25 protein-coding genes and 1 tRNA gene are annotated in these 24,090 nt (G+C 54.3%); 21 read left to right on the top strand and 5 right to left on the bottom strand.

What is annotated here, in order from left to right; all coding sequences use genetic code 11:
* Positions 1-20: 20 nt before the first annotated feature.
* Positions 21-1,736: an ABC transporter ATP-binding protein gene (locus C162_RS33425; protein ID WP_036702306.1), complete on the bottom strand. Its 1,716-nt coding sequence runs from the start codon at positions 1,734-1,736 to the stop codon at positions 21-23.
* Between the two features lie 220 nt (positions 1,737-1,956).
* Between C162_RS33425 and C162_RS37270 the strand changes: the two genes are divergently transcribed.
* The 10 genes from C162_RS37270 to C162_RS33380 all read left to right on the top strand — a co-directional run bounded on the left by C162_RS37270 (position 1,957) and on the right by C162_RS33380 (position 12,098).
* Positions 1,957-2,061, top strand: coding sequence for a YjcZ family sporulation protein (locus C162_RS37270; protein ID WP_218639650.1), 105 nt, complete (start codon positions 1,957-1,959; stop codon positions 2,059-2,061).
* A 253-nt stretch (positions 2,062-2,314) separates the two neighbouring features.
* Positions 2,315-3,535, top strand: coding sequence for a CynX/NimT family MFS transporter (locus C162_RS33420; RefSeq protein WP_036702304.1), 1,221 nt, complete (start codon positions 2,315-2,317; stop codon positions 3,533-3,535).
* 327 nt (positions 3,536-3,862) lie between these two features.
* A tRNA-Leu gene (locus tag C162_RS33415) sits at positions 3,863-3,946 on the top strand.
* A gap of 502 nt (positions 3,947-4,448) precedes the next feature.
* Entirely contained in the window at positions 4,449-5,078 is a 630-nt protein-coding gene (locus C162_RS33410) for an RNA polymerase sigma factor (protein ID WP_036702302.1), read from the top strand.
* Positions 5,041-5,334: a hypothetical protein gene (locus C162_RS33405; protein WP_036702300.1), complete on the top strand. Its 294-nt coding sequence runs from the start codon at positions 5,041-5,043 to the stop codon at positions 5,332-5,334. Before C162_RS33410 ends, C162_RS33405 begins: the two co-directional genes overlap by 38 nt.
* 31 nt (positions 5,335-5,365) lie before the next feature.
* Entirely contained in the window at positions 5,366-6,241 is an 876-nt protein-coding gene (locus tag C162_RS33400; protein WP_036702299.1) for an ABC transporter ATP-binding protein, read from the top strand.
* The gene (locus tag C162_RS33395) at positions 6,238-7,470 is read left to right on the top strand and encodes an ABC transporter permease (protein WP_036702297.1); all 1,233 of its coding nucleotides are present in this window, start codon (positions 6,238-6,240) and stop codon (positions 7,468-7,470) included. Before C162_RS33400 ends, C162_RS33395 begins: the two co-directional genes overlap by 4 nt.
* Complete coding sequence (locus C162_RS33390) at positions 7,467-8,099, top strand: hypothetical protein (RefSeq protein ID WP_036702295.1); 633 nt, start codon at positions 7,467-7,469, stop codon at positions 8,097-8,099. Before C162_RS33395 ends, C162_RS33390 begins: the two co-directional genes overlap by 4 nt.
* A gap of 373 nt (positions 8,100-8,472) precedes the next feature.
* Positions 8,473-11,556 (top strand): PAS domain S-box protein, encoded by a 3,084-nt coding sequence (locus C162_RS33385; RefSeq protein WP_036702293.1) that lies wholly within the window; start codon positions 8,473-8,475, stop codon positions 11,554-11,556.
* A gap of 146 nt (positions 11,557-11,702) precedes the next feature.
* Positions 11,703-12,098: a NusG domain II-containing protein gene (locus C162_RS33380; protein ID WP_036702292.1), complete on the top strand. Its 396-nt coding sequence runs from the start codon at positions 11,703-11,705 to the stop codon at positions 12,096-12,098.
* On the opposite strand, the gene C162_RS33375 is transcribed toward C162_RS33380, so the two are convergent.
* The 3 genes from C162_RS33375 to C162_RS33365 are packed head-to-tail and all read right to left on the bottom strand — an operon-like array spanning position 12,099 to position 15,055.
* Positions 12,099-12,956 (bottom strand): TIGR03943 family putative permease subunit, encoded by an 858-nt coding sequence (locus C162_RS33375; RefSeq protein WP_036702290.1) that lies wholly within the window; start codon positions 12,954-12,956, stop codon positions 12,099-12,101.
* Positions 12,957-12,993: 37 nt separating this feature from the next.
* Positions 12,994-13,983, bottom strand: a complete 990-nt coding sequence (locus C162_RS33370; RefSeq protein WP_036702288.1) for a permease — start codon at positions 13,981-13,983, stop codon at positions 12,994-12,996.
* Positions 13,984-14,014: 31 nt separating this feature from the next.
* Positions 14,015-15,055 (bottom strand): CobW family GTP-binding protein, encoded by a 1,041-nt coding sequence (locus C162_RS33365; protein ID WP_036702287.1) that lies wholly within the window; start codon positions 15,053-15,055, stop codon positions 14,015-14,017.
* A gap of 215 nt (positions 15,056-15,270) precedes the next feature.
* Between C162_RS33365 and rpmG the strand changes: the two genes are divergently transcribed.
* From rpmG to C162_RS33325, 8 genes are all read left to right on the top strand, one after another.
* On the top strand, positions 15,271-15,420 hold the full coding sequence (rpmG, locus tag C162_RS33360; protein ID WP_036702285.1) for a 50S ribosomal protein L33: 150 nt from the start codon (positions 15,271-15,273) through the stop codon (positions 15,418-15,420).
* A 48-nt stretch (positions 15,421-15,468) separates the two neighbouring features.
* Positions 15,469-16,677, top strand: coding sequence for a GTP-binding protein (locus C162_RS33355; RefSeq protein ID WP_036702283.1), 1,209 nt, complete (start codon positions 15,469-15,471; stop codon positions 16,675-16,677).
* Positions 16,678-17,202: 525 nt separating this feature from the next.
* Positions 17,203-17,910, top strand: coding sequence for a metal ABC transporter ATP-binding protein (locus C162_RS33350; protein ID WP_036702282.1), 708 nt, complete (start codon positions 17,203-17,205; stop codon positions 17,908-17,910).
* Positions 17,856-18,716 (top strand): metal ABC transporter permease, encoded by an 861-nt coding sequence (locus C162_RS33345; RefSeq protein ID WP_036702281.1) that lies wholly within the window; start codon positions 17,856-17,858, stop codon positions 18,714-18,716. Before C162_RS33350 ends, C162_RS33345 begins: the two co-directional genes overlap by 55 nt.
* Positions 18,713-19,897, top strand: coding sequence for a metal ABC transporter substrate-binding protein (locus C162_RS33340; RefSeq protein WP_235218605.1), 1,185 nt, complete (start codon positions 18,713-18,715; stop codon positions 19,895-19,897). Before C162_RS33345 ends, C162_RS33340 begins: the two co-directional genes overlap by 4 nt.
* Positions 19,898-19,918: 21 nt before the next feature.
* Complete coding sequence (gene rpsN, locus C162_RS33335) at positions 19,919-20,188, top strand: 30S ribosomal protein S14 (RefSeq protein WP_036702280.1); 270 nt, start codon at positions 19,919-19,921, stop codon at positions 20,186-20,188.
* Between the two features lie 152 nt (positions 20,189-20,340).
* Positions 20,341-20,760 (top strand): DUF6157 family protein, encoded by a 420-nt coding sequence (locus C162_RS33330; RefSeq protein WP_036702279.1) that lies wholly within the window; start codon positions 20,341-20,343, stop codon positions 20,758-20,760.
* Positions 20,761-20,810: 50 nt separating this feature from the next.
* The gene (locus C162_RS33325) at positions 20,811-21,434 is read left to right on the top strand and encodes a class I SAM-dependent methyltransferase (RefSeq protein WP_036702277.1); all 624 of its coding nucleotides are present in this window, start codon (positions 20,811-20,813) and stop codon (positions 21,432-21,434) included.
* Positions 21,435-21,549: 115 nt separating this feature from the next.
* On the opposite strand, the gene C162_RS33320 is transcribed toward C162_RS33325, so the two are convergent.
* Positions 21,550-22,134, bottom strand: coding sequence for a helix-turn-helix domain-containing protein (locus C162_RS33320; RefSeq protein ID WP_036702276.1), 585 nt, complete (start codon positions 22,132-22,134; stop codon positions 21,550-21,552).
* Positions 22,135-22,333: 199 nt separating this feature from the next.
* On the opposite strand from C162_RS33320, the gene C162_RS33315 reads away from it, so the two are divergent.
* The 3 genes from C162_RS33315 to C162_RS33305 all read left to right on the top strand — a co-directional run bounded on the left by C162_RS33315 (position 22,334) and on the right by C162_RS33305 (position 23,991).
* Complete coding sequence (locus C162_RS33315; RefSeq protein ID WP_036702274.1) at positions 22,334-22,621, top strand: Dabb family protein; 288 nt, start codon at positions 22,334-22,336, stop codon at positions 22,619-22,621.
* 219 nt (positions 22,622-22,840) lie between these two features.
* Complete coding sequence (locus C162_RS33310) at positions 22,841-23,281, top strand: DUF86 domain-containing protein (protein WP_036702273.1); 441 nt, start codon at positions 22,841-22,843, stop codon at positions 23,279-23,281.
* A gap of 44 nt (positions 23,282-23,325) precedes the next feature.
* Entirely contained in the window at positions 23,326-23,991 is a 666-nt protein-coding gene (locus tag C162_RS33305) for a helix-turn-helix transcriptional regulator (RefSeq protein WP_036702271.1), read from the top strand.
* Positions 23,992-24,090 lie beyond the last annotated feature (99 nt).

Here is a 24,090-nt window from a genome sequence, read left to right as displayed (position 1 = left end):
GTCCGTATCAATAGAAATGTCTACGCATTATACTGCGCCTGATACAACCGGCTATAAGTGCCTCCGGCATTCACCAGCTCCTCGTGGCGGCCTTCCTCGGAGATGCCGTCCTCATTCACCACAATAATGCGGTCGGCATTCTTGATCGTCGTCAGGCGGTGGGCAATAACCAGTGTGGTGCGGCCCACCGACAGGTCGGCCAGCGACTGCTGGATCGCTGCTTCGGTCTCAGTATCGAGTGCCGAGGTAGCCTCATCCAGAATCAGAATCGGCGGATTCTTCAGGAACATCCGGGCAATCGCCAGGCGCTGCTTCTGTCCGCCGGACAGCTTGACGCCGCGTTCGCCGATCACAGTGTCCATGCCACTCGGCAGGCTGTTAATCAGCTCCTCCAGGCGGGCCTGACGGGCAGCCTGCCAGATTTCCGGCAGCCCTGCATCAAGCTTGCCGTAGGCAATATTCTCTCGGATCGTGCCGGAGAAGAGGAACACATCCTGCTGCACGATTCCGATCTGCTTGCGCAACGAGCTGAGCTTCATATCACGGATGTCGATCCCATCGATGGAGATTGCGCCGCCGGTCACATCGTAGAACCGGGGGAGCAGGCTGCAGATGGTTGTTTTACCTGCACCGGAAGGGCCAACGAATGCGATGGTCTCCCCGGCGTTAACCTCCAGGCTAATATCCTCCAGTACCTTCCGGTTCGCTTCATAGCCGAAGCTGACATGGCTGAAAGAGATGTCTCCGCGAAGCTGGCCTGCCTCTACGGCATCCGGTTTGTCGGCAATGTCCGGTTCAGTGTCGATGACTTCAAGATAACGTTTGAATCCGGCAATCCCCTTCGGATAACTCTCAATAACCGCATTGATCTTCTCAATCGGCCGGAAGAAGACATTAGACAGAAGAATGAAAGCGACAAATTCCCCGATTTCCAGCTCTCCTTTGATGAAGAACCACGCCCCGCAGACCATCACGACAATGGTGATCAGACGGGTCATCATATAGCTGACCGACGAGCTTTTGGCCATCAGCTTATAGGCCATTAGCTTGGTCTCACGGAACTTCTGGTTGTCCACAGCGAACAGCTCTTTCTCGAATTCTTCATTGGCAAAAGACTGGACCACGCGGATTCCGCCGACATTGTCTTCAATCCGGGCATTGAAGTTCCCTACATTGCCGAATAGACGATGATAGGTTTCAGTCATGCTGCGCCCGAAGTGGATAATGACCCAGGCCATAATCGGCACGATGATGAACGTGATGACGGCCAGCTGGAGATTGATATCGGCCATCAGTATAAATGCGCCGACCAGCGTCATGACCGCAATGAACACATCCTCCGGCCCGTGATGCGCAACTTCCCCGATATCATTTAGGTCATTGGTAATTCTGCCAAGCAGATGACCGGTTTTGTTATTGTCGAAGAACCGGAAGCTGAGCTTCTGGATATGATCGAACATTTTTTTGCGCATATTGGTTTCAATATTAATGCCCAGCATATGCCCCCAATAGGTAACCACATAGTTCATGGCTGTGTTAAGTGCATAGATCCCGAGCAGAACCACGCAGGCAATCAGAATCAGGGGCCAATCCTGACCCGGCAGCAGATCATCAATGAATTTATTGACAGCCACCGGAAAAGCAAGCTCCAGCAGACCCGCACCCACCGCACAGGTGAAATCAAGGATAAACAGCTTCTTGTAGGGACGGTAATAGGAGAAAAAACGACGCAGCATCTCTTGTTCACTCTTTTCTATAATATGTTATGTATCTGGTTACTGAGAGTGATTCTCAATTAAACCTTCTGCTTAGGATACTAAAGATGGTTACATGTTTTGTCAACGGTGAGAATCGTAAAAATTGAAATATACTGCGGAATTGATTGCCGTTTAACCCAAACCAAGATCGTGATTTATACATATTTTAACAGTATTCAGGCATAAAGGAGGAGTTAACATGGGCGAAAATGTTGGAGGATACGGCGGAGTTTTCACTTCCACTGGCGCAATCCTGGTTCTGTTCATCCTGCTCGTAATCATCACGAAATCCTTCTGTCTCTAATTTTGTTCACCTGCCGCTGGTCGCTTGACCGGCGGTTTTTTTAAGAATTGGGGCCCCCGCAAAGTGCCTGAATTATCTTCGAAGCTAAATCCCCACTTTGTATGGTTATATTCTGGGCCCGGGAGGCTGCTCCGGCAAGCGATATGATATAATGAAATAATGCGCCTTGGATGAAGGGCGTAATACATATAGCGGCTATTCCCTGACAAGCTCCGGGCTTGACGGGTGTTTTGCTGCGACCTGGAGGTACCACATGAAGCTCGGCCGTGAAAATAACAAGAGGACAAGCCCGGCCTTGTCCTCATCTGCTGCGGATGTCCGCAGCAGATGGATGCTCGTCACCGGAATCATCTGTGTGGCCGCTGCCCTGCGCGCCCCGTTCACTTCCGTCGGACCGCTGCTGGAGATGATCCGGGATGACCTGGGGTTGTCTAATACTCTAGCGGGGGCGATTACGACTTTGCCTTTACTGGCTTTTGCTCTACTGTCACCCTTCGCGCCGCGGCTAGCCCGCAAGCTGGGACTGCCCAATATCCTGGTGCTGGCCATGCTCACACTGTCCATGGGAATTCTGGTCCGTTCGGCTTCCGGCACGGTAACCTTCTTCGCAGGTACGGCCATGATCGGTTTGTCGATTGCCGTCTGTAATGTGCTGCTGCCGGGACTGATCAAGGGGAAATTCCCGCACCGCATCGGTCTGATGACCGGAATCTACACCGTGTCTATGAACATATGTGCAGCGGCTGCCTCGGGGCTGAGTGTTCCCTTAGCCACCCGTGCAGGGCTGGGGTGGAGAGGAACGCTGGCGCTCTGGTTCATGATTGCTGCACTGGCTACGATCTTCTGGATTCGGCAGCTGAAGAGTCTGGGCACGGGACAGGCAGGCACTGTATCCTCATCAGCGGCACGGGTCTGGCGCTCCCCGCTCGCCTGGCAGGTTACGCTGTTCATGGGACTGCAATCCCTGCTCTATTATGTGCTGATCGCCTGGTTCTCAGTGATCCTCGGAGAGCGGGGGATGTCTGCCGGCCATGCCGGCTGGATCCTCTCGCTGATGCAGCTGGCCCAGCTGCCGTTCACATTCTTCGTGCCGCTCTGGGCCGGAAGGATGAAGAACCAGCGGCTGCCGGTGGTGATTACTTCTGTTCTGTTTATCACCGGTATCCTTGGCGTCTGGCTGGGCAGTACCGCACTAATGGCGTTATGGGCTATCTGCATTGGGATTGCCGGGGGCTTCGCCTTCGGTCTGGCAATGATGTTCTTCAGCCTGCGCACCCGGACTACGCAGGAGGCCAGCGAGCTGTCCGGCATGGCCCAATCGGCAGGTTATCTGCTCGCCGCGATGGGTCCTGCGCTGTTCGGCCTGCTGCATGATGCTGCGGGGAGCTGGAATGTACCGCTTGCGCTGCTTGCTGTAGCCAGTGTGTTGCTATTCGCAGCCGGTATGGGGGCCGGACGCGACAAATATATCTAATTGTTGAAGTCAATGATTAGATTACATACTGCTTTAACAATCGGGTGTTATATTGAGTGTGCCTCAGCTTGTATGTGTGATTATATCTGGTGAACTCTGGACCCTGCCTGCTGGCAGGGTCATTTTTTTGAAATATAAGAATTTATATGTTGCACATGATAAATTATCCTTCTATTTCTCGCTGAAACGGTACCGTCCTTTAAAAGGACGGCAAAGCCGTTTCTACTTGTTGACCGTTAGATTTCTTGACAAAAAAGAGCTTGCAATTCCCCAAAAAAGAGAGTATATTCTTAATTACGGTGATTGAATCACTGAACTACATAATATGCGGTCATGGCGGAATTGGCAGACGCGCTGGCTTCAGGTGCCAGTGATAGCAATATCGTGGAGGTTCGAGTCCTCTTGACCGCATCCGCATTACTCAATAGCCCTTCTTCGGAAGGGCTATTTTTTGCGTTTCTACTCCAGTTGACGGGAAAGAGACTTATTTCCCAGAAGCGATGCAAAGGAATGCCGAAACAGGTGTAACGTAAGAGTGCTACAGAGGCATATGGACCCAATGTATGCCAAAAACAGCATACATTATGCTCACATGCAGGTACGTGGCCGGAATGTATGCCAAAAACAGCATACATAATGCTCGCAAGCAGGCACCTGGGCCAAATGTTTGGATTTCCATGCTGCTCATGTTTCATGCTATATGCCGCCAGAAAGCAGAGTGGATGGAGGCGCGTAAAGTACTGCCTACACGTGGCAGGAGGTACCGGCATCATTCACCCGTTGGGGTGATTTTATTTTTTCACGGACAAACTGTAACCTTTTGCCTTACTTGAACGAATAAGCAGTAGACGGCTGGGCAGGAGAGGAGGCGTGTGAGACGAACGGGAGCGAAAGGGAGCGGGGAGAAGGTCTTGTGGCAGTGGACCAGGAGACGGCAGATGAGGCGGCAGCTTCTCTGCTGGATGAAGAGGCGGTGCTAATCAGGTTCAGGGAAGGGAGCCGGGATGCGTTTGGATGGCTGGTCCGGCAATACCGGGAGTCTGCTGTGCGGTTTGCGTACCACTTGACCGGGGATTATCATACCGCCGAGGATCTGGCGCAGGACTGCTTCGCCTATCTGCTGGTGTACCCGGAGAAATATGATTATCGGGCGTCCTTCAAAACCTATCTGTTTACCATCCTCCGCAACAAGAGCATAGACTCGGTCCGTAAGCGTGCAAGGCGGCAAAGCTTACCGTATACGGCGGAGAGCAGCAGCGTACATAACCCGGATGAGGGAAATCCTGAACAGCTGGCTATCATCCGGGAAGAGGATGTGGAATGGCGCAGAAGATTGTATCAGATGAAGCCTGATTACGGGCAGGCGGTCTATCTGGTGGATGTGGGACAGATGTCTTATGAACAGGCGGCCGCAGTGATGGGCCGGAATCAAGTGAGCTTCAAGGTGCTGCTGCACCGGGCGCGCAAGAAGCTGAGGCAGATCTACGAGAAGGAGGAGTGGGATTGTGAAGTCAACGGAACAAGAACAGCTATTTCTGGATGAAGTCTACCGCAAGGCCCGTCTGCTGGAATACGACAAGTGTGAAGCACAGAAAGTACTGCATAACCGCAAGGTGCTGGCCAGACGGCAAATTCTTACAGTTTCAGGTATCACAATCGTTACAGCCGTATTCGCCCTGATGATTTGGGTCGGCAAGGTGGATCAGGGGTTGTGTGTTGCGCTGTCGCTCCTTCTGATTACAGCAGGTCTGTTGATCGAGAAGCTTGAATTGCTGTGGAGTCTGGAGAACGACGGTTGAACAGGATTTGCAGGAAAGGGAGAGAACTGAAATGGAGCTAATCATTAACCATTTGACCAAGACTTACGGAAGCAAGACGGCACTGCAGGATATCAGCTTTCGGGTAGGCGAGGGCATTCACGGCCTGCTGGGGCCGAACGGGGCAGGCAAAACTACGCTGATGCGGCTGCTAGCCACTCTGCTGACGCCCAGTTCAGGAACGGTAGAGATAGGCGGGGTTTCCTTGCAGGATAAAGCCCGGGTACGCGAGCTGGTTGGCTATCTGCCGCAGGAGTTCGCCTTCTATCCTGGAATGACTGTCTATGAGGCTATGGATTATCTTGCGCTGCTGTCCGGAATAGGCGGCCGCTCCGAACGGAAGCGGAGAATAGATGATCTGCTGGAGCAAGTGAACCTTACGGAGCAGCGCCGGACCAAGGTCAAGGCGCTGTCCGGCGGCATGAAGCGGCGGCTGGGCGTAGCCCAGGCCATGGTGCATGAGCCGAAGCTGCTGATTGTCGATGAGCCGACAGCGGGGCTGGACCCCGAGGAGCGCATCCGGTTCCGGCGGCTGCTGGGACGGTTCGCCGAGGGCAGGATTGTTCTTCTGTCCACGCATGTCGTTGAAGATGTGGAGTCCACCTGCGAGCAGATGACTGTACTGCATAAGGGGAGTCTGCGGTATCACGGCAGAATAGGTGATCTTACCGCCGCTGCGGCCGGCCGTGTCTGGATCGCTGAGCTGGACCGGGCGCAGTGGGAGCGGGACCGCGACCGCTTCCCGGTACTGTCTGCCGTGCCGGAAGGTGCAGGCATGCGGGTCCGGGTACTCGCTGAGGAGCAGCCGTACGAAGGGGCACAGCAGGCCGCGCCATCGATTGAAGATGCGTACCTCCATTTGATGCGCAGGGAGGAATCCTACGTATGATGGCATTGATCGGCAAGGAGATTCGCATGACTCTGCGCAGCCTGGTATTCTATCTGTTTGTGATTGCCAGCATATTCTTCTATTTCACTTCGTATGCTACGGAGGAGACCTGGGGAGCGCTCGGTCCTCCTGTAATAAGTAAGCCGCAGAATATGGGAACTGCGGAACAACCTTATTACGGTTGGGCCACTCCGAGGGATACCCGCAGCTTGGCTGAACAGATGAAGATCCAGATGAAGCGGGATCTGAATGCGGGAGTCATCGAGAAGATCAGGCTGGGCTTCCCGATGGAGGTGGAGCTGGATGCCGGAGAGAAGGCGGCCTTGACCGCTGCAATCTCACAGCTGGCTAAGATCCTGAAGGACCCCAGCCAATATAGCATGGATGAGGTTTATCGTGTCGCTGAGGCATTGAACAGTAGATTGGGCGGGAACAGCATGTACCAACAACAAGGACTGGATGGTTACAGTTATGTTATAAAGTCTGTGGACGAAGCAGAGAAGGCACAGCAAGCGCAGCTTGCGGACTATAATGCCAAGGTAGACGCTGGGGAACTGCTTCCCGGAGCCGCCCGTTATTTCAGTGATTATCTGTCGTTGCCCGCAGGGATTTTCCCGGTCTTTCTGTCCGCCTTCCTGCTGCTGCGGGACCGCTCCAGCCGGATGAATGAATTGATCTACAGCCGCAGGGTCTCCCAGTGGGTATATGTCGGGTCCAAGTTTATCGCCCAAGGGATTATGCTCTCCCTCGTCTACCTCATTCTCGCTGTCATTGGGGGCTGGCAGACGGTGGATAAGCTTGGGCTTACTGGTCAGACGGGACAGGCTATATCAGTCTTTCTCAGCTATACCGCCTGGTGGCTGCTGCCCACCTTGTGGATCTCTGTCGCCTTCGGGATGTTCGGCTCCATGCTGTTCCGCCGGGGCATTGTGCCTATCGCCCTGCAGATCATCTGGTGGTTCGTATCCGTACTGCCGCTTATGGGCTCCTATGGGCTGAACCGGCTGTTCATCCGCTTCAATTCACCTAATGACTATAATCTGTACCAAGGCTGGGCAGATGAGATTGCCCTTAACCGCAGCATCTACCTGCTGTTGGCCGTTCTTCTGACCGCCGGGGCAGCCTGGCTGTGGGAAAGAAACCGTAGCCGTATGGATTCTGCACAGTCTCTTGGCAGGAAGAAGACGAAGCGGACTCCGGCGGTGCCCGCATCTGGAGCACTGAGATGAGCCGGCAGATCATCGCTCCGCTCGCCCGTTATAATCTTAAGCTGACAGTGCATTATTCCTGGCTGCTGTCAGCGGTACTTTTGGCAGCCGTACCGGTATTCATAGACCCTGTATTCATGGACAGGCTCCAGGTTGCGAAACTGGGAGAATTCCTCGTCAGCCTGCTGGGACTGATAGTCTATCCGCATCTAGGTCTGTTGGAGGATGGCGGCATCCAGGAGGTGCTTTATGCCAAGCGGGTACGTCATCTTCCGTTATTTCTGTTCCGCTGGCTGCTTACCGCTCTTTATATCTTCCTTGCGGTCGCTGCTTTGTTCACCTGGATACATGAAAGAGGTGCAGATTTTGAGCTATGGCCGATGGTGGGTGGGACGGCAATCACCGCCATTGTGATCGGATCAGCCGGTCTGACGGCTACTCTTCTGGCCGGTAACCTCTCGGCTGGATATATTACCGGATTCTCCTGGTATCTGCTGGATTTCACCACCAAAGGCAAACTGACCGGGCCCTTTTACCTGTTCGGCCTGCTTAAGGAGCCATGGGATAACGGCAAGTGGCTGCTTGCCGGTCTATCGCTGACGCTGGTACTCTTCTGTGCCTTCTGGCTGCCGCGCAGGAGACTGGACTAACCTATAACCCACCGCCTTGACGTCATGAAAGTGACCAGGGCGGTGTTTTTGAAAATATAAGACTTTATATGTTGCACACGATAAAGTATCCTTCTATTTCTCGCTGAAACGATACCGTCCTTAAAAGGACGGCAAAGCTGTTTCCACTTGTAGAATGTATATGTTTTGGGGTCCCCGCAAAGTACCTGAGTCATCACCTGCGCTAAAGCCCCACTTTGTGGGGTTATTTTGTGTGTGAATATGCACCGTTTCCAGCGGCAGCTTGTCCTGCACACCATCATTAGCGGGACTTTAGGTCTGGAGCATAAATTCCGAATAAAAGGTATAATGTTACTAAATTATGTCCCCCATTTTCTCAGAGGAGGCTCTAGCTTTGTCCGACACACTATTTAAGCACTTGTACATGCGGTCCTCAATAGGATATGCGGCAGTATCCATTACGGATGGAACTATGCTCATGGCCAACCCTGCGCTTTGCGGGATGTTGGGATACACCGAGACCGAACTCAAGGAGCTGCGTTACCAGGATATCGTCTTTCCGGATGAAGGGTATACCCTTCATCACGGGCAGATTATGAATGATTTAATAAGCAGTCCCGATATGGCTGTAGATACCGAAAAGCGGTTCGTACATAAGAATGGCGAGATGCTCTGGGTTGCCCTGCATCTTTTTCTGATCATTGATGAACAGACTGGAAGTCCATCCCATCTGGTTGCGGAGATGACGGATATTACCGCGTGCAAGATCGCGGAGAAGAAGATAGAGGAGGACCACCAGCTCTACGAGCTGGTTACGGAGCACACTCCGGATATGATTTCATTCTCCGATCCTGACGGGACGCTGCGCTACGTCTCCCCGTCAGTCGAAACGCTGCTCGGCTATCCGGCAAGCGGCATGATCGGCCGCAACAAAACGGAATATTACCATGAAGCGGATGCGCTGGAAATGACTGAGCCGGGGAAGCTCTACTCTGACAGTGACACCTTCACACGCAGGGTCAGGCATAGGGACGGCCATTATCTTTGGATTGAAAGCTCCCTTCAGGTGGTGCGGAACCGTGAAGGCGAAGTACGGCAGATCCTGACGATTGCCCGTGACATCACCGAGCGGAAGAAGGTTGAAGATATGCTGGCTGCCGCGCAGGAGCTTGGACAAATGGGCTCCTGGGAGTGGAATTCCATCTATGAGCAGCTGATCGTCTCCGGCCAGCTGATGGCTATCTTTGAATTAGGCGGGAATTGCGGAAATCATACCGTGGTCCATTATACTCAGTTGCTTGACTGTGTAGTGCCGGAGGACCTGGACAGATTGCGTGAAGAGCTGCATTATACGCTGAAGTCCGGGGCTAAGGGCGAGGCGATTTTCAGAGTGAAGGGTAGTGAGGATCGTAAGTCTCTCTACGCACACTGGGAAGTGATCCTGGATGCCTCCGGCAAGGTTCAGCAGATCCGCGGTATGGTGCAGGATGTGACCGAGCGTGAACGGATGGAGGAGCAGCTGCGTGAGAGCGAGAACCGCTACAAGTCGCTTTTCGAATACAATCCGTCTGCCATCAGTGCCATGGATCTGCAGGGGTACATTCAGTCAATGAACGCCAGTCTGGAGCAGCTGACTGGATACAGCAGGGAGACCCTAATACATTCCAGTTACTGTGAGATTATTGAAGAGGATGAGCTGGAGCATGTGAATATGCGGTTTCTGGCGGCAGCCGGAGGCATGGCCCAGACCTTCGATACCCGGGTGATCCGTCACGACGGCGAGCGGGTGGAGGTGGGGATGATTTATGTCCCTATGCTGATTGATCATGAAGTGGTCGGCGTATTCGCCATTACCAGTGATATTACAGAGCCTAAGCGGTATCTGGAGCAGATTGAGAAGCTTAGCTATGAGCATGCGCTGATCCTGAACTCTGTGTCGGAGGGGATTTTTGGCATGAATCTGGAGGGGGAGACCGTATTTATTAATCCCGCTGCCTCTGTCATGCTCGGGTATAATCCGGGGGAGCTGGCCGGTAATATCAAGCTGCATACGATCGCGCAGACCTGGATGGACGGTGAGCTGTATCCCGGGGGACACCGGACGCTGGCGGAGCTGCTCAAGACCAAGCTCTCTTATGAGCAGGAGCAGGAAGGGATTTTCTGGCGTCAGGACGGCTCCAGCTTCCTGGTCAAATACCGGATGACGGCACTATATGATAACGGAGAGCATAAAGGGGCGGTGGTGGTCTTCCGGGATATCACCGAGGAGAAGGCTGTGGAGCGTGCCAAGGAATCTGCGGAGAAGGCTGACCGGGCCAAGTCGGAGTTCCTGGCGATTATGAGCCATGAGCTGCGTACACCGATGAATGGAATTATCGGGATGGCGGATCTTCTGTCGGGAACAGAGCTTACGGAGGAACAGCAGTATTACACCCAGATTATTAATAAAAGCGGCGCCGCGCTCGTACATATTCTTAACGAGGTGCTGGATTTCAGTAAAATTGAATCCGGCATGATGACGCTGGATCTCCAGCCGGTCGATATCCGGCAGGTTGTTCAGAACGTCTGTGAGCTATTCTATCCGCGTATCCAGGAGAAAGGGCTGATTCTGCGCAGCCATATTGAGCCGGATATTCCGGCTGTTGTCATCACCGACGAAACCAGGCTGAGGCAGGTGCTGGTGAATCTCGTCGGCAATGCGGTCAAGTTCACGGAAGAAGGCGAGGTCGGCGTCTGTGTGAAGCTGGAGGCTGCCGGGGAGCCGGGCTCGCTGATTCTGAGGTTCACGGTAACTGATACCGGAATAGGCATTCCGCAGGGCAGCCAGAACCTGTTATTCCAGTCCTTTTCCCAGCTGGACCCTTCGATCAACCGTAAGTACGGCGGGACGGGACTGGGGCTGGCGATCAGTAAGAAGCTGGTCGAGCTGCTGGACGGAGCTATCGGTGTGAATAGCGTCGAAGGGGAGGGCTCGGAATTCTACTTCACCATCGGCGTGATGTATTCGGTGGAGGAGCCGGGCCAAGCGCTGCTGGCAGGAGTTGCTGCCACTCAGGAGTATAAGGGCGGGATCTTCAACCTGGATCATCCCGAGGGCCAGTACGGACCGTTGTCTATCCTAGTCGCAGAGGATCATCAGGTGAATCAGCAGATCCTGCAGACTTTTCTCAAAAAGCGCGGCTACTCCTCAGACCTGGCAGTGAACGGGGAACAGGCGGTAGAAGCTGTACGTTCCCGGCATTATGATCTGGTGTTCATGGATATTCAGATGCCGGGCATGGACGGAATTGAAGCGACCCGGCAGATCCGCGAGGCGATGGGGCTGTCTCCGGTTATTATTGCCGCCACGGCCTTTGCACGTAAGGAAGATGAAGAGATGTGCCTCCGGGCAGGGATGCAGGACTTTATCCCCAAGCCAATCCGTGGGGAAGAGCTGGACAGAGTGCTGAGGGAATGGTCGGGCAGCATCCGCAGGTAGTCTTGTAATATAGAAGGCCGGATAGCTGGCAGGCAAAGCGAGCGCTATTCACGTTGACAGCTTTTCCTTGTCTGCATTACTATTATATAAATCGTAAATATTACGAATGAATAACGGCAAGCGAAAGGGTCAATAGAGTGAAAACGATGAAGCGCGGAGATTTCCTGCTGATTCTCATTGTATTGCTGGCCGCCGGTTCCATCTACGGTTACAAGTGGTTCTCTAACCACAATCATCCGTATAAGCAAGGGGAGCTGGAGGCAGTAATCACAGTGAACGGCAAAGCCTACAAGACTGTGCAGCTGACCAAGGAAGAGCAGATTATTGATATCCGCACCAGGTATGGCCATAACACGCTGAAGGTATACGATTATGGTATTCAAATGACCTATTCCGATGCTCCGCTGACCATTGCGCTGGACATGGGATTCATCTCCCGGCCGAAGCAGCAGATTATCTGCATTCCGGCCCGTCTCCTGGTGGAGATCTCGAACCCGGGGGCTTCGCTGGAGGATGACGATGCGCTGGACGCAGTCATCTAGTTATGGCTGCAGCTCTTTCCATGCCTCTGCGGCATCGGCGTTCGTGTACACATAAGGTGTGGACGGTGCTGCCATAGCGGTTATGCTCTGCGGAGCGATCTGCAGAGTCTCTACGCCCTCACGGAGCGTCACATGAAGCTTGCCCCGAACCTCAATCCAGGTATCGGCGGGCAGGCTTATTTGTGTACCCGGCGCCAGGAGAATGCCAAAAGGAGTGGCATCTGCCGTACAGCACTGCACCAGGAAGCGGCTGACGGCATAGCCGGATTGGCCGGACCCCTGCGGCTCACGGTACAGGAAGCCGGATACGGAGATTTCCTTGCCCTCGAACTGCGATTTATACAGGTTAAGAGCGCCCAGCGTTTCCGAGAAAATCTCAGGGAACACAGGGATGATGGGCTGCCTGTAGAGCTGGCCGGCCAGCTTTGCAAATTCGGCCTCATAGGGGTTGGCCGGAATGAACCTTCCCCCGTTGCCGGACTCAACCGCAGTGTAAGACAGGGCAAGGCCCTTCTTGGCCGCTGCGGCACTGCCGAGTGCCCGGTCGGGCAGCAGGAACCCGAGCAACAACGGGAGCAGGAACAGGCTGTACAGCGCGGAGCTGCCCAGGAATGAACGGGGCAGGCGGTGCTCGCAGTCGCAGAGGGCAGAGCTTCTGCCAAGCACAGCTTGGAGCCCGAGGCTGAGCGCCATCAGGGAGAGCGGAACCGGGCATAATCTGATCCAGCGGGCCAGCTTGGGAGCAACATAATAATGGAGGGCGTCCTGCTGGACCAGATGTCCGATATAGAGGGCGAAGGCGAGCAGAATAACCGCCCTGAGTACATAGTGAAACCGGATGCTTCCGGAGCTATTCATGCAGATTCTCCTCCAATTAATCGGATTTTCAGGGCAGCTACAGCCAGAATGAAGCGAGCACGGAGCCGGTGAAGACGGCCGCGGCAATGAGGAAGAACAGGTACAGGGCGAATCTGGTCTTGAACAGCGAGAGCAGCATCAGGGCGTTCTTGAAATCCAGCATTGGTCCCAGCACCATGAAGGCTAGCAGCGCTCCTGCCGGGAAGGTATGCAGGAAGGTGGACGCAACGAAGGCGTCGGAGGTGGAGCAGAGTGAGAGTGCGAAGGCCAGCCCCATCATGAATATGTAGGAGCCGAGCGGACGGTCACCAATGGCGGACAGGCTGCTCTGATTCATGAAGGTCTGGATGCCCGCAGTCAGCAGACAGCCGATGATCAGGAACTTGCCCATCTCAAAAAATTCATCCGACGTATGCACCAGGACCGCCGCCGCCCGGCCCCCGCGTAGTGTGCCATGCTGCTCTTCGCTTCCCTCCCGGCGGATGGACAGGCGCAGCGGCGATCTGCGGATGGTCCCGTAGATGATCAGGCCAATACATGCCGCGACGGCAAAAGCCAGTCCCATCCGGGTGTAGGCCAGCTCCGGATGGGAGCGGAAGGCCGTCAGGGTGGCCCCGTAGACGACCGGATTGAGGATCGGGCCGGACAGAATGAAGACGATGGCAACATAGAGAGGCATCCCCTTATGCATGAGGCGGCGGACCAGTGGAATCATTCCGCATTCACAAACGGGGAAGAGGATTCCGAGCAGGCAGCCGAAGAGAATAGCCGGAACCGCGCGGCGCGGAATCCAGCGCGAGATCAGCTCGTCCGGCACGAAGACGCGGAGCAGGGAGGAGAGCAGCGCGCCCAGCAGGACAAACGGCAAGGCCTCCAGCAAAATGCCGAGGAATGCAGTTTTGAACGTGTCGACATAGCCGTTGTCCAGCAGGCTTAGATGCCCGGGCAGCCACAGGCTGCCCGCTGTAAGCAGAAAAGCGGCGGAAAAGAGCAGCGGCAATATTTTAAACGGAGTAAAGGTGGTCAAAGGTTTATCGGCTCCTTCCCGCACAAGGTTCTTAGCTGAATAACGCCGCCCAGCTGCGGCTGATCGCCCTCTCGTCCAGATTCAGGCCAATGCAGACGATGTAAGGCTGGCCCGGGTAACTTGAAGGCTCCCAGGAGATGCGGTTCCCCGCGAGCTGCACCAGCTGCACGGAATCCCGGCCTGCAAGCCGTACATGGCCCTTTGCCCGCAGTAGACTGTAGCCCCATTGCCGCAAAAATTGCTCCAGCTCCTCCTGCCGGAGGCTTCCGGTCCATGCCGAGGGAACGGTTAACGTCACTGCTGCCACTTGGGAAAAAGAGCCGTCCGTCCCGGATTCAGGCTCATGTACTGCCGTTGCGCTGCCGCCGCTGCTGCTATTGTCCGTGTTCATCCGCTGGAGGGTAGCGCCGCTGATATTGCCGGGGCCGCGCCGGGGAGAAGAGCCCTTGAATCCGCGTGCTGCGATACCTATCAGCAGCGGAGCGAGATTAATCTGGCTGTAGTGGGTGAAGACAATCTCGGATTCCGAATTTTGCTTGTAGACCATCTTCTCAATCTTCCATAGAGTCTCCGGTTCTACCAGATCGCTTTTGTTGACGATGATGAGATCAGCGGTGGTGATCTGCTTGCGCAGGGTGCGGACGAGCTGCTTGTCGGACGAGAAGCGGCTGCTGTATTCCAGTGCATTCTCGGCATCCAGCAGCGTAATGGCGTGGTGCAGCTGCAGCCGGTCTGCCAGCGCCGGAGCCAGCAGCGACTTCGCGATCTCATCCGGGTCAGCTACCCCTGTAAGCTCGATGTAGATGATGTCCGGGCGGCGTGCCAGCAGGGCGATCAGGCTGCGCGGCAGCTCCTCCTTGCGGCTGCAGCAGATGCAGCCGTCCAGCAGCTTTTCCACACTTGTGCCGGTACTCTCCTGAAGGATATAGCCGTCCACATCCTTTGCGCCCAGCTCATTCATGATTACTCCCGGGTTCAGCCCTCTCCGCTGGCTCTCCTTCAGCAGACTCAGCAGCAGGGTCGTCTTTCCGCTCCCCAGAAATCCGCTCAGTATAATCACAGGTATCTTCATGGCTCACTCTCCCGCTCCAATAGTACCGTCCCCATAAGAAGGCGGCCAAGCCGCTTCCGCTTGTAATTCCATCTATACGTCAAGCTTATTCAGGAAAGAACACTAATCTAAGCGAGCTGAAATGTTCGGGGACAGCTGTTGACAGCGGAGGGCTGGAGCGTGTAGAATGTGTAAATCGTAATAATTACGATTAAATAGAAAGGAGCAAGATGGAGATGAGAGTAATCGTTACCTTGGCCTGTACGGAGACGGGCGACCGCAACTATACCACCACGAAGAATAAGAGAACGACACCGGAACGCCTTGAGATGAGAAAATATTGCCCGCGCCTGAAGCGCATCACGCTGCACCGGGAGACCCGCTAAGCTGATTAGCCGCGCTATTCTGAAAATATAATATACAAGGAGACTACAATGGACAAAATTCCTGTAACAGTGCTAAGCGGATACCTTGGCTCCGGCAAGACTACCCTGCTCAATCATATTTTGCATAACCGTGAGGGCTTGAAGGTAGCCGTTATCGTCAATGATATGAGTGAAGTGAACGTGGATGCGAATCTGGTAAAATCCGGAAGTAGCCTCTCCCGCACAGAGGAGAAGCTGGTGGAGATGTCCAATGGCTGCATCTGCTGCACCCTCCGCGATGACCTGCTGCGCGAAGTGAATCATCTCGCCTCGGAGGGGCGTTTTGATTACATTCTGATTGAATCCTCCGGCATCAGTGAGCCGGTCCCGGTGGCCCAGACCTTCACTTACCCGAACCCTGAGCTGGATATCGACCTGACCGAGCTGGCCCGGCTGGATACGATGGTGACGGTGGTCGATGCCAATCGCTTCTGGCATGATTTCGCCTCGGGCGACAGTCTGCTGGACCGCAATATGACGGCGGGTGAAGGCGACTTCCGGGATATCGTCGATCTGCTGATCGATCAGATCGAGACCTGTGATGTGCTGCTGCTTAACAAGTGTGATCTGGTGGAGGAGGTGGAGCTTAACAAGCTGGAGGCGGTTCTGCGCAGACTTCAGCCGCGGGCGAAGATCATTCGCACGGTGAATGCACAAGTGGAGCTATCCGAGATTCTGAATACGGGATTATTCGATTTCGAACAGACTAGCCAGTCATCCGGCTGGATCGCTGAGCTTGCCAAGGAGGAACACACACCGGAGACTGAGGAATACGGCATTACCTCCTTCGTCTACCGCCGGAGAGCGCCGTTCCAGCCGCAGCGGCTGAGCTTCTTCTTCAGTAACTGGCCCTCTGAGGTCGTCCGGGCAAAAGGACTGGTCTGGCTGGCGGCCAGCGGTGATCTGGCAGCGACCATCAGCCAGGCGGGGCCGTCCATCCAGTTCGGTCCCGCCGGTTATTGGCTGGCTACCCTGCCGGAGGAGCAGCAGCAGGAGGTGCTGGCTGCGGAACCGGATGTGCTGGCGAAGTGGGACGGGCAGTGGGGAGACCGGCTGAACGAGATCGTCTTCATCGGAGTCCAGATGAACCGTGAGGATATCGAAGCCCGCCTGGACCGCTGCCTGCTGACTGCAGAGGAGATGCAGCAGGACTGGACGGCATTCAACAACCCGCTTCCTTGGCCCGTCGAGGAACTGCTTGCGGCGGGGCAGGAATAACTGCTTCTGTAATTGATAGTCTGAAAAGCCGGAATCCGCACAAAGGATTCCGGCTTTGTGCTGGTTAGGGAGTAGTTGCCGCGAAGGTAGGTGGAGCAAATGCGAATGTATGCGAAAAACCAAATACATTGTTTAGGCGCAGATGCGCATAGGCCGAATGTATGCGCTCTGAATGGCTTGGAGTTTGATGTTTTGCCGCACACTGGATTAAGTCGAAGAGGGTTAATCAGTGCGATTACGATTAATTTGAAGATTTGGGTTTACAAATCGTAATGATTACGATAATATCAATGGAGTTGAAATATAAATCGTAAATATTACGAATAAAATCAATGCCTAATTTCTTTGTTTAATCCGTGGAACATACTTGGACCAAACCAACAAGTGGTCCAACACCAGACGCAGCAATAACTACGGCAGCAGCCGTAGGACCAAGCTCGAAACCAAGCACAGAATTAGGAATAGAATCAGGCACGGGAGCGTGATTACAGCGCACGGCGGGCCGACAAGAGAGGGGGAGGAATAATGATTTTGTCATCCATCAGGGATGTGGTGTTCGGTTACGGGGATGAGCCGGTCATTGACCGCTTGTCGCTGGATCTGGAGGCCGGACAGTTCATAGGGATTACCGGACCGAACGGAGCAGCGAAGACTACGCTGCTGAAGCTGATGCTGGGCCTGTTGAAGCCCTGGAGTGGAACGGTCACTCTGAACCGGGAAATTACCGGAGGAGGCAGGCTCAAGGTCGGCTATGTGCCGCAGCAGGTAGCCTCCTTCAATGCCGGATTTCCGAGCAAGGTGATTGAGCTGGTCCGTTCCGGCTGTTATTCAGGGCTGGGATTGTTCCGCCGCTTCACTAAGGAGCAGGAGGCGCTTGTAGAGAGCAGCCTGCGGCAGGTGGAGATGTGGGAGTACCGTAACCGGAGAATCGGCGAGCTGTCCGGCGGACAGAAGCAGCGGATCTGTATCGCCCGTGCGCTGGCCCAGCAGCCGCAGGTGCTGGTGCTTGATGAGCCGGTAACGGGGATGGATGCTGCCAGCCGCATCGGGTTCTACGAGCTGATGCGGCATTATGTCAGCCGCCATGGCTGGACCGTCATTATGGTTACACACGGCCTGGAAGAGACAAGTTCTTATCTGGATACCGTGATTACGCTAGAACGCAAGGAGCAGGAGGGTTGGACATGCTTGGTTACGAATTCATGCAACGCGCATTTTGGGCAGGAGGCCTGATCGGACTAATCGGACCTTTGCTGGGAGTGTATCTGATGCTGCGCAGGCAGGTGCTGATGGCGGATACATTGTCTCATGTCTCCCTTGCCGGAGTTGCCCTGGGTTCCGTACTGGGATGGAATCCAGCTCTTAGCGGCTTTGTTGTAGCTGTAGCAGGAGGGCTGATTATTGAACAGCTGCGCCGCTCTTACCGTACATACAGCGAACTTCCGGTAGCCATTATTATGACCTCCGGCCTGGCACTGGCTGTCGTGCTGATGAGTCTGAAGCAGAATCTGACCAAGAGCTTCAGCTCTTATCTGTTCGGCTCCATCGTTGCCGTAAGCGATACTCAGCTTAAGCTGATTGCCGTGGTGGCCGCAGCCGGTCTACTCTACTTCATCATTCTGCGCCGCCCGCTGTACAGCCTGACCTTCGACGAAGAGACCGCCGCTATCAGCGGTGTCCATACCGGGTGGTTGTCCTTTTCGTTCGCTGTCCTAACCGGCATGACCGTTGCCGCAGCCATGCCGGTGGTGGGAGTACTGCTTGTATCGGCTCTGATTGTGCTTCCCGCCTCCATTGCGCTGCGGATGGCCTCAGGCTTCACGGCAGCTATCATAATCTCCGTCAGCGTGGGGCTGACCGGTGTGTTCAGCGGACTTACAGCTTCCTACTATATCAACACGCCTCCAGGAGGCACGATTGCACTTATTCTGCTGTTATTTCTGCTGTTGGCCATTGCGGTGCAGAAGCTGATCAGGCTGCGCAGCCGCAGCCAGTATTCATCTCAAGCTAATGAAGAAAAGGGGTCTCACAACATATGATGAATTTCAAATCCATAGCAAAGTCCAATTCGGCAGCACCGTCCACATTCAGAATCCGTCATCTTGCCGCCTTGTCCCTGACCGCCATGCTGGTGATCTCCGGCTGCGGCAACAATACTGCGACTAAGTCCGCTTCTACCAGTAGTCCGGCGGCAACACCAGCGGCTACGGCCGAAGCTTCGTCTATACCGGCAGCGGATAAATTGAACATTAAGGTCAGCTTTTACCCGATGTATGAATTCACAAAAAGCATTACCGGCGATCTTGCAAATGTGGAGGTACTGGTTCCGCCCGGGGTCGAGCCGCATGACTGGGAACCAACCGCGAAGGATATGGCCGATATTTCGGATGCAGATGTGCTTGTCTATAATGGGGCAGGCTTGGAAGGCTGGGCGCAGCAGGTTGTGGACGGTGCGGACGGAGGCGCTCTGATTACGATAGAGGCGAGTAAAGGACTCCAGATTACTGAAGGAACAGAACATGAACATGAGCACAGTCATGAGGAGGAAGCTGCGGGTGAAGCGGACCATGATCATGACCATCATGATGAATCCACAGCCGAAGGAAGCGGTCACGGCCATTCCCATAATGATTCCGCTGCCGGCGAAGCAGACCACGATCATGACCACGGCCACGACCATGACCACGATCATGGCGGGCTTGATCCTCATGTATGGCTGGACCCGGTGATGGCTATCCGGGAGGTTAAGACCATTGAAGCAGCACTCTCCGCAGCTTTTCCCGGAAATGCAGCGGCCTTCCACGCTAACAGCGATGCTTATATCGCCAAGCTGGAGAAGCTGGATCAGGATTTCAGAGCCGGGCTTCAGAACACGAAGCGCAAGGACTTTATTACCCAGCATGCCGCCTTTGGTTATCTGGCACAGCAATATGGCTTGACGCAGGTGCCGATTGCCGGACTGTCGCCGGAGCAGGAGCCGTCTGCTGCACAGATGGCTAAGATTGTGGAGTTCGCCAAGGCGAATAAGGTGACTACGATCTTTTTTGAGACCTTGGTCTCCTCCAGTGTCGCCGATACTATTGCCCAGGAAATAGGAGCTAAGACCGCTGTTCTGAATCCAATCGAAGGATTAACAGAGGAAGACGCTGCCCGTAATCTAGATTACCTAGGTCTGATGCGGCAGAATCTTGAAGCGCTGATCCAGGCATTGAACGAATAATAACGAAGGAGCTGATCTATAGTGGCCAAGAAATCCAAGGTTGTGAAGGAACTGAAGCGGCAGGAGCTGGTGGCGAAGTACGCTGACAAGCGCAGAGAGCTGAAGGCGGCAGGCGATATAATTGCACTGCAGAAGCTGCCCCGGGATTCCTCAGCCACCCGCCAAAAGAACAGATGCAGCGTGTCCGGCAGACCGCGCGGCTATCTGAGTACATTCAAGGTATCTCGGATCGTCTTCCGCGAGCTGGCGCATAAGGGGCAAATTCCGGGCGTTACCAAGTCCAGCTGGTAGGCTGTTAACTTCATAGATGCTATAACGGCAAGGCGGCTGATCTCTCTGTGCTACAGGAGCCAGCCGTCTTGCTGTGTCCATAGACTTTGCCGGATCGGGTAGAGTGGACTATGATAGGAGGATAGTATTGTCCTACAGAAGGAGGCTTACCTATGAGCTATACCGATACTTTTATCCGGATTGCAGATGATTGCCCGGTGGAGACCGGAACCATCCCTGTCTCTGATCGTCCGCTCCCGCCTGCTCATGTTATCCAGTATCATCTGCTGGCCGGCTCACCTTACCGTTATAACCATGAAGAACTGCTGTACCAGGTGTATGTGCGGCACAAGGCCATTCCCGAAGAAGAGCGTGAATCGCGCCTGGAGGAGATCTGGGCAGCGCTGTTCTCGAAGAATCATCCGTGCCTGCGGGCCTCCATGCTGCCCAAGAAATACGGCTGGGGTGTCCACTACGATGCTGAGGGGAAGATCGCACTCTATGCCAAAGAGTCCCCAGAGTATGATTATTACACAAGTGGGGATGAAGCCGGAGTGAAGCTGCTGAATGCCATGCGGAATAAGCGGCGTTAATCTTTGGACCACGCAGGATCATATTCAGAACCACAGAAAGAAGGAGCTGCATGACAGAATATTGGAGTAAAAGATTTGCCCAGGAGGGGATGATCTGGGGGAGTGAGCCCAGCCCGTCGGCAGAATGGGCGAAGCGGAAATTCCAGGAAGCAGGAGCATCCACGGTGCTCGTTCCGGGTGCGGGGTATGGGCGGAACACCAAGGTGTTCTCTGCTGATTTTATAGTATACGGCATAGAATTAAGTGAGCCGGCGCTTGAGCTGGGTACAGCATGGGACCCGGGAACGAGCTTTATTGCAGGCTCGGCACTGGAGCCGCAGCTTGGGCAGCCTGTAGATGCTGTCTACTGCTACGATGTTCTGCATTTATTCCTCGAAGAGGACCGCCGCAGGCTGATTGAGGCCAGTCTCAGTCAGGTCAAGACCGGAGGACTGCTCTATTTCACCAGCTTCTCCGATGAAGACCCCAATAACGGCTGCGGAAGAGAGTTGGAGCCGGGCACCTTTGAATACAAAGAGGATAAATATGCCCACTTCTTCAGCGATGCTGATTTGCGGGAGCATTTTGCAGGGACGGAGATTCTGGAGACAGGTTCCTTTAGCGAATCACTACAGAGCCCGCAAGGCGGGACTCATGAATACATACTAAGAACGATCCTTGCGCTCAAACGGTAACTGCCTTCTGCGTAAGAAACGTCAACATGGCCCCTCTCTGAGGCGAGAAGGACCTTACTGTGAAACTGATGCTGTGCGTGTTCCCTAATCATTCTGCGGCTTCCTATTAATGAAGTTAATGCAGCTCGCAGTCGGCGAACAGGATATGCCGCGGAATGCGGAAGAAATTCTCGGCTTTCTCTTGCAGGGCCAAGGTAGGCAGATGACAATGATGCAGCCACTTGCGGAAGGTGCCGGGATGGACGCCGATCCAGATGCTGACATCGGTTACAGAGAAATCATAAACCATGCAGAGTCCGGTCAGAATCGCGTTATGCTGCGGTGAATGGGCGAGCGTTCTTTTCATGAAACGGGATGGGGTCGGCTGGCACACAATCGGACTTTGCCGCAGAAGAGCTTCGTTGAACAGGATATGGGGCGGATAGCCTAAATGGCGGCAGACCTTGTCCAGATTGGTTCTGGAGGGAATACGTCCTTCATATACCCATGCGCTTACGCTGCGTGAGGAAACGGAGAGCTCTTCTGCAAGCCGGGAGAGCTTCATGTCCTTGGCCATCAGGATGGCCAGCAGAACGCGGTTGCGGATCTGGCTGCGTTTGGGGCGGCGAAATCTTTTGACCCGTACGCCTTGTCCAAGATATTTGCGGTTGATCAGAGACCAGGCCTGAATTTTATGTGTTTCTTGCTGATTTTTAGCCATAATACCTCCGGGTGTACTGATTTAATGAAGTGACGGATCATCTAGTTTAGCTGTAATGACTTTACCATTTCATCACGGCATTCGTCCAGAGTACAAAGCTCCTGTTTTGGTCATGAACCAAGATTGTTTCAGTAATGCTGCGGTTTATGATATATTTTTAGTAATCAATTTCACATTAAACAGGCTGGGAGCGGGATAGATGATCAAGCATATTGTTTTCTTCAAATTAAAGGACCGGTCCCCGGACAAGGTCGCAGAGACTGTTGCAGTCCTCCGTAATATGGAAGGAAGAATTCCGCAGCTGTTGTCCATTGAAGTCGGAGCCGATCTGATTCACTCGGAGCGTTCGTTCGATATCGCCCTGGTCACCGTTGTGGCCTCGATGGAAGATCTGCAGGCGTATCAGGTGCATCCGGCCCACAAGGAAGTCATTGCCCATATTAACGAGGTCAAGGAACTGTCGGTAGCAGTCGATTACGAGATCTGAGACTGCATGTACTTGGAAGGCTGGAACCCATTAAGCACGGAAAGCGGTGAGCGGAATGCGCGAGCTTGAGTATCCGATGGAAGCATTGACGTATCTGATTGTTTTTATGGCGGCGTGTGTCGTGATGGTGTTCTGGCTGAAGCGCCGGGGCAGGCGGGGGAAATAACGGCAGTTCATGTTAGGGAAGGTCACTAAATACCGCAGGGTGGAGGGTCAGCTGTGTATTATGTCAACCGGAAGCAAATAGAAGTTATTCTTGAACAGATCCCTGATCTTAATGAAGGTCTAGCACATGCAGCTTCTTCCTGGGACGGCAGTACGCTGCTGGGTCTGGTGCAGGAACGGTGCTTACATCTGGCCGTTGAAGTCGTGACGGATGTGGGCAGCTGTCTGATTGACGGGTTCATTATGCGTGATGCAGGAAGCTACGAAGATATTATATCTATTATTCATGAGGAAAAGGTGCTGGGAGACAGCGGGATCTACGAGGATTTGACTTCGCTTGTGGCTTTGCGCAAGCCGCTGGTTCAGGATTATTTCGTGTGGGAACGCAAGAATCTGCACCCCATGACCCGGACGCTGCCGGATATTCTGGACAAATTCGCCTGTGAGGTGCGCCGGTATCTGGATCAGGAGCTGGGCAGCGGAGTCACGGGCTAGCTGAAGCCGGAGCCGTGTGCAATCAGACAGAAAGGAGGTCCTTTATGGCGAAGAAGAGTCAGGAGAGCGGTTCAACCCGGCGGATGATTATGACGCTGCTGAAGATGAGAGGTCCGCTGACGATCAGCGCTCTTGCTGAAGAGTTGGGAATTACCGAGATGGGTGTCCGCCGCCATGTGCTTCAGCTGGAGCAGGAGTCGCTTGTAAGGACCAAGGTCGTGCGCCAGGCCATGGGACGTCCGATGCATGTATATTCGCTTACCGAGCGGGCGGAGGATCATTTTCCCAAAAGCTATCACAATCTGGCGCTGGAGCTGCTGCGGGAGCTGGACCACGGGAGCGGTGTGGATGCGGTCAATATGCTGTTTGAAGGCCGTAAGCGGCGGATGCTTGCCCAGTACAGCCCTATGATGCAGAGCCGTGAGCTGGAGGAACGGGTTGCGGAGCTGTCAACGATTCAGAATGCCGGGGGCTATATGGCGGAGTGGAGCAAGGAAGAGGACGGCTCGTACACACTGCGGGAGTATAATTGTCCCATCCGTCAGGTAGCTGCCCAGTACCGCAAGGCCTGCCAGTGCGAGCAGCATTTGTTCGAGGAGCTGCTGGAGGCGAAGGTGACCCGCAGTGAGTGTATGGCGGAGGGCGGCCAATGCTGCCGGTATGCTATCACGCCGAATCCCAAGCAGAAAACTTCCGAAATCAAGGGCTGAGCAGTCACAGGACATCCTCTCTATGCTTATGATATAGCAGAAATAGGCGATCGCCCGGGTGGCCGGGCAGAGGCACAATAGAATCCAAAGGAGAGATTG

It is taken from the genome of Paenibacillus sp. FSL R7-269 (assembly GCF_000517865.1).
Classification (GTDB): domain Bacteria; phylum Bacillota; class Bacilli; order Paenibacillales; family Paenibacillaceae; genus Paenibacillus_AQ.
Note: the sequence above shows the minus strand (reverse complement) of the source record. Positions and strands in the feature narration are given on the sequence as shown.

Coding starts and splice junctions, on each gene's coding strand:
- C162_RS33425 (WP_036702306.1), bottom strand. CDS start 1,736: ATGCTGCGTCGTTTTTTCTCCTATTACCGTCCCTACAAGAAGCTGTTT.
- C162_RS37270 (WP_218639650.1), top strand. CDS start 1,957: ATGGGCGAAAATGTTGGAGGATACGGCGGAGTTTTCACTTCCACTGGC.
- C162_RS33420 (WP_036702304.1), top strand. CDS start 2,315: ATGAAGCTCGGCCGTGAAAATAACAAGAGGACAAGCCCGGCCTTGTCC.
- C162_RS33400 (WP_036702299.1), top strand. CDS start 5,366: ATGGAGCTAATCATTAACCATTTGACCAAGACTTACGGAAGCAAGACG.
- C162_RS33395 (WP_036702297.1), top strand. CDS start 6,238: ATGATGGCATTGATCGGCAAGGAGATTCGCATGACTCTGCGCAGCCTG.
- C162_RS33390 (WP_036702295.1), top strand. CDS start 7,467: ATGAGCCGGCAGATCATCGCTCCGCTCGCCCGTTATAATCTTAAGCTG.
- C162_RS33380 (WP_036702292.1), top strand. CDS start 11,703: ATGAAGCGCGGAGATTTCCTGCTGATTCTCATTGTATTGCTGGCCGCC.
- C162_RS33375 (WP_036702290.1), bottom strand. CDS start 12,956: ATGAATAGCTCCGGAAGCATCCGGTTTCACTATGTACTCAGGGCGGTT.
- C162_RS33365 (WP_036702287.1), bottom strand. CDS start 15,055: ATGAAGATACCTGTGATTATACTGAGCGGATTTCTGGGGAGCGGAAAG.
- rpmG (WP_036702285.1), top strand. CDS start 15,271: ATGAGAGTAATCGTTACCTTGGCCTGTACGGAGACGGGCGACCGCAAC.
- C162_RS33355 (WP_036702283.1), top strand. CDS start 15,469: ATGGACAAAATTCCTGTAACAGTGCTAAGCGGATACCTTGGCTCCGGC.
- C162_RS33350 (WP_036702282.1), top strand. CDS start 17,203: ATGATTTTGTCATCCATCAGGGATGTGGTGTTCGGTTACGGGGATGAG.
- C162_RS33340 (WP_235218605.1), top strand. CDS start 18,713: ATGATGAATTTCAAATCCATAGCAAAGTCCAATTCGGCAGCACCGTCC.
- C162_RS33330 (WP_036702279.1), top strand. CDS start 20,341: ATGAGCTATACCGATACTTTTATCCGGATTGCAGATGATTGCCCGGTG.
- C162_RS33325 (WP_036702277.1), top strand. CDS start 20,811: ATGACAGAATATTGGAGTAAAAGATTTGCCCAGGAGGGGATGATCTGG.
- C162_RS33320 (WP_036702276.1), bottom strand. CDS start 22,134: ATGGCTAAAAATCAGCAAGAAACACATAAAATTCAGGCCTGGTCTCTG.
- C162_RS33315 (WP_036702274.1), top strand. CDS start 22,334: ATGATCAAGCATATTGTTTTCTTCAAATTAAAGGACCGGTCCCCGGAC.
- C162_RS33305 (WP_036702271.1), top strand. CDS start 23,326: ATGGCGAAGAAGAGTCAGGAGAGCGGTTCAACCCGGCGGATGATTATG.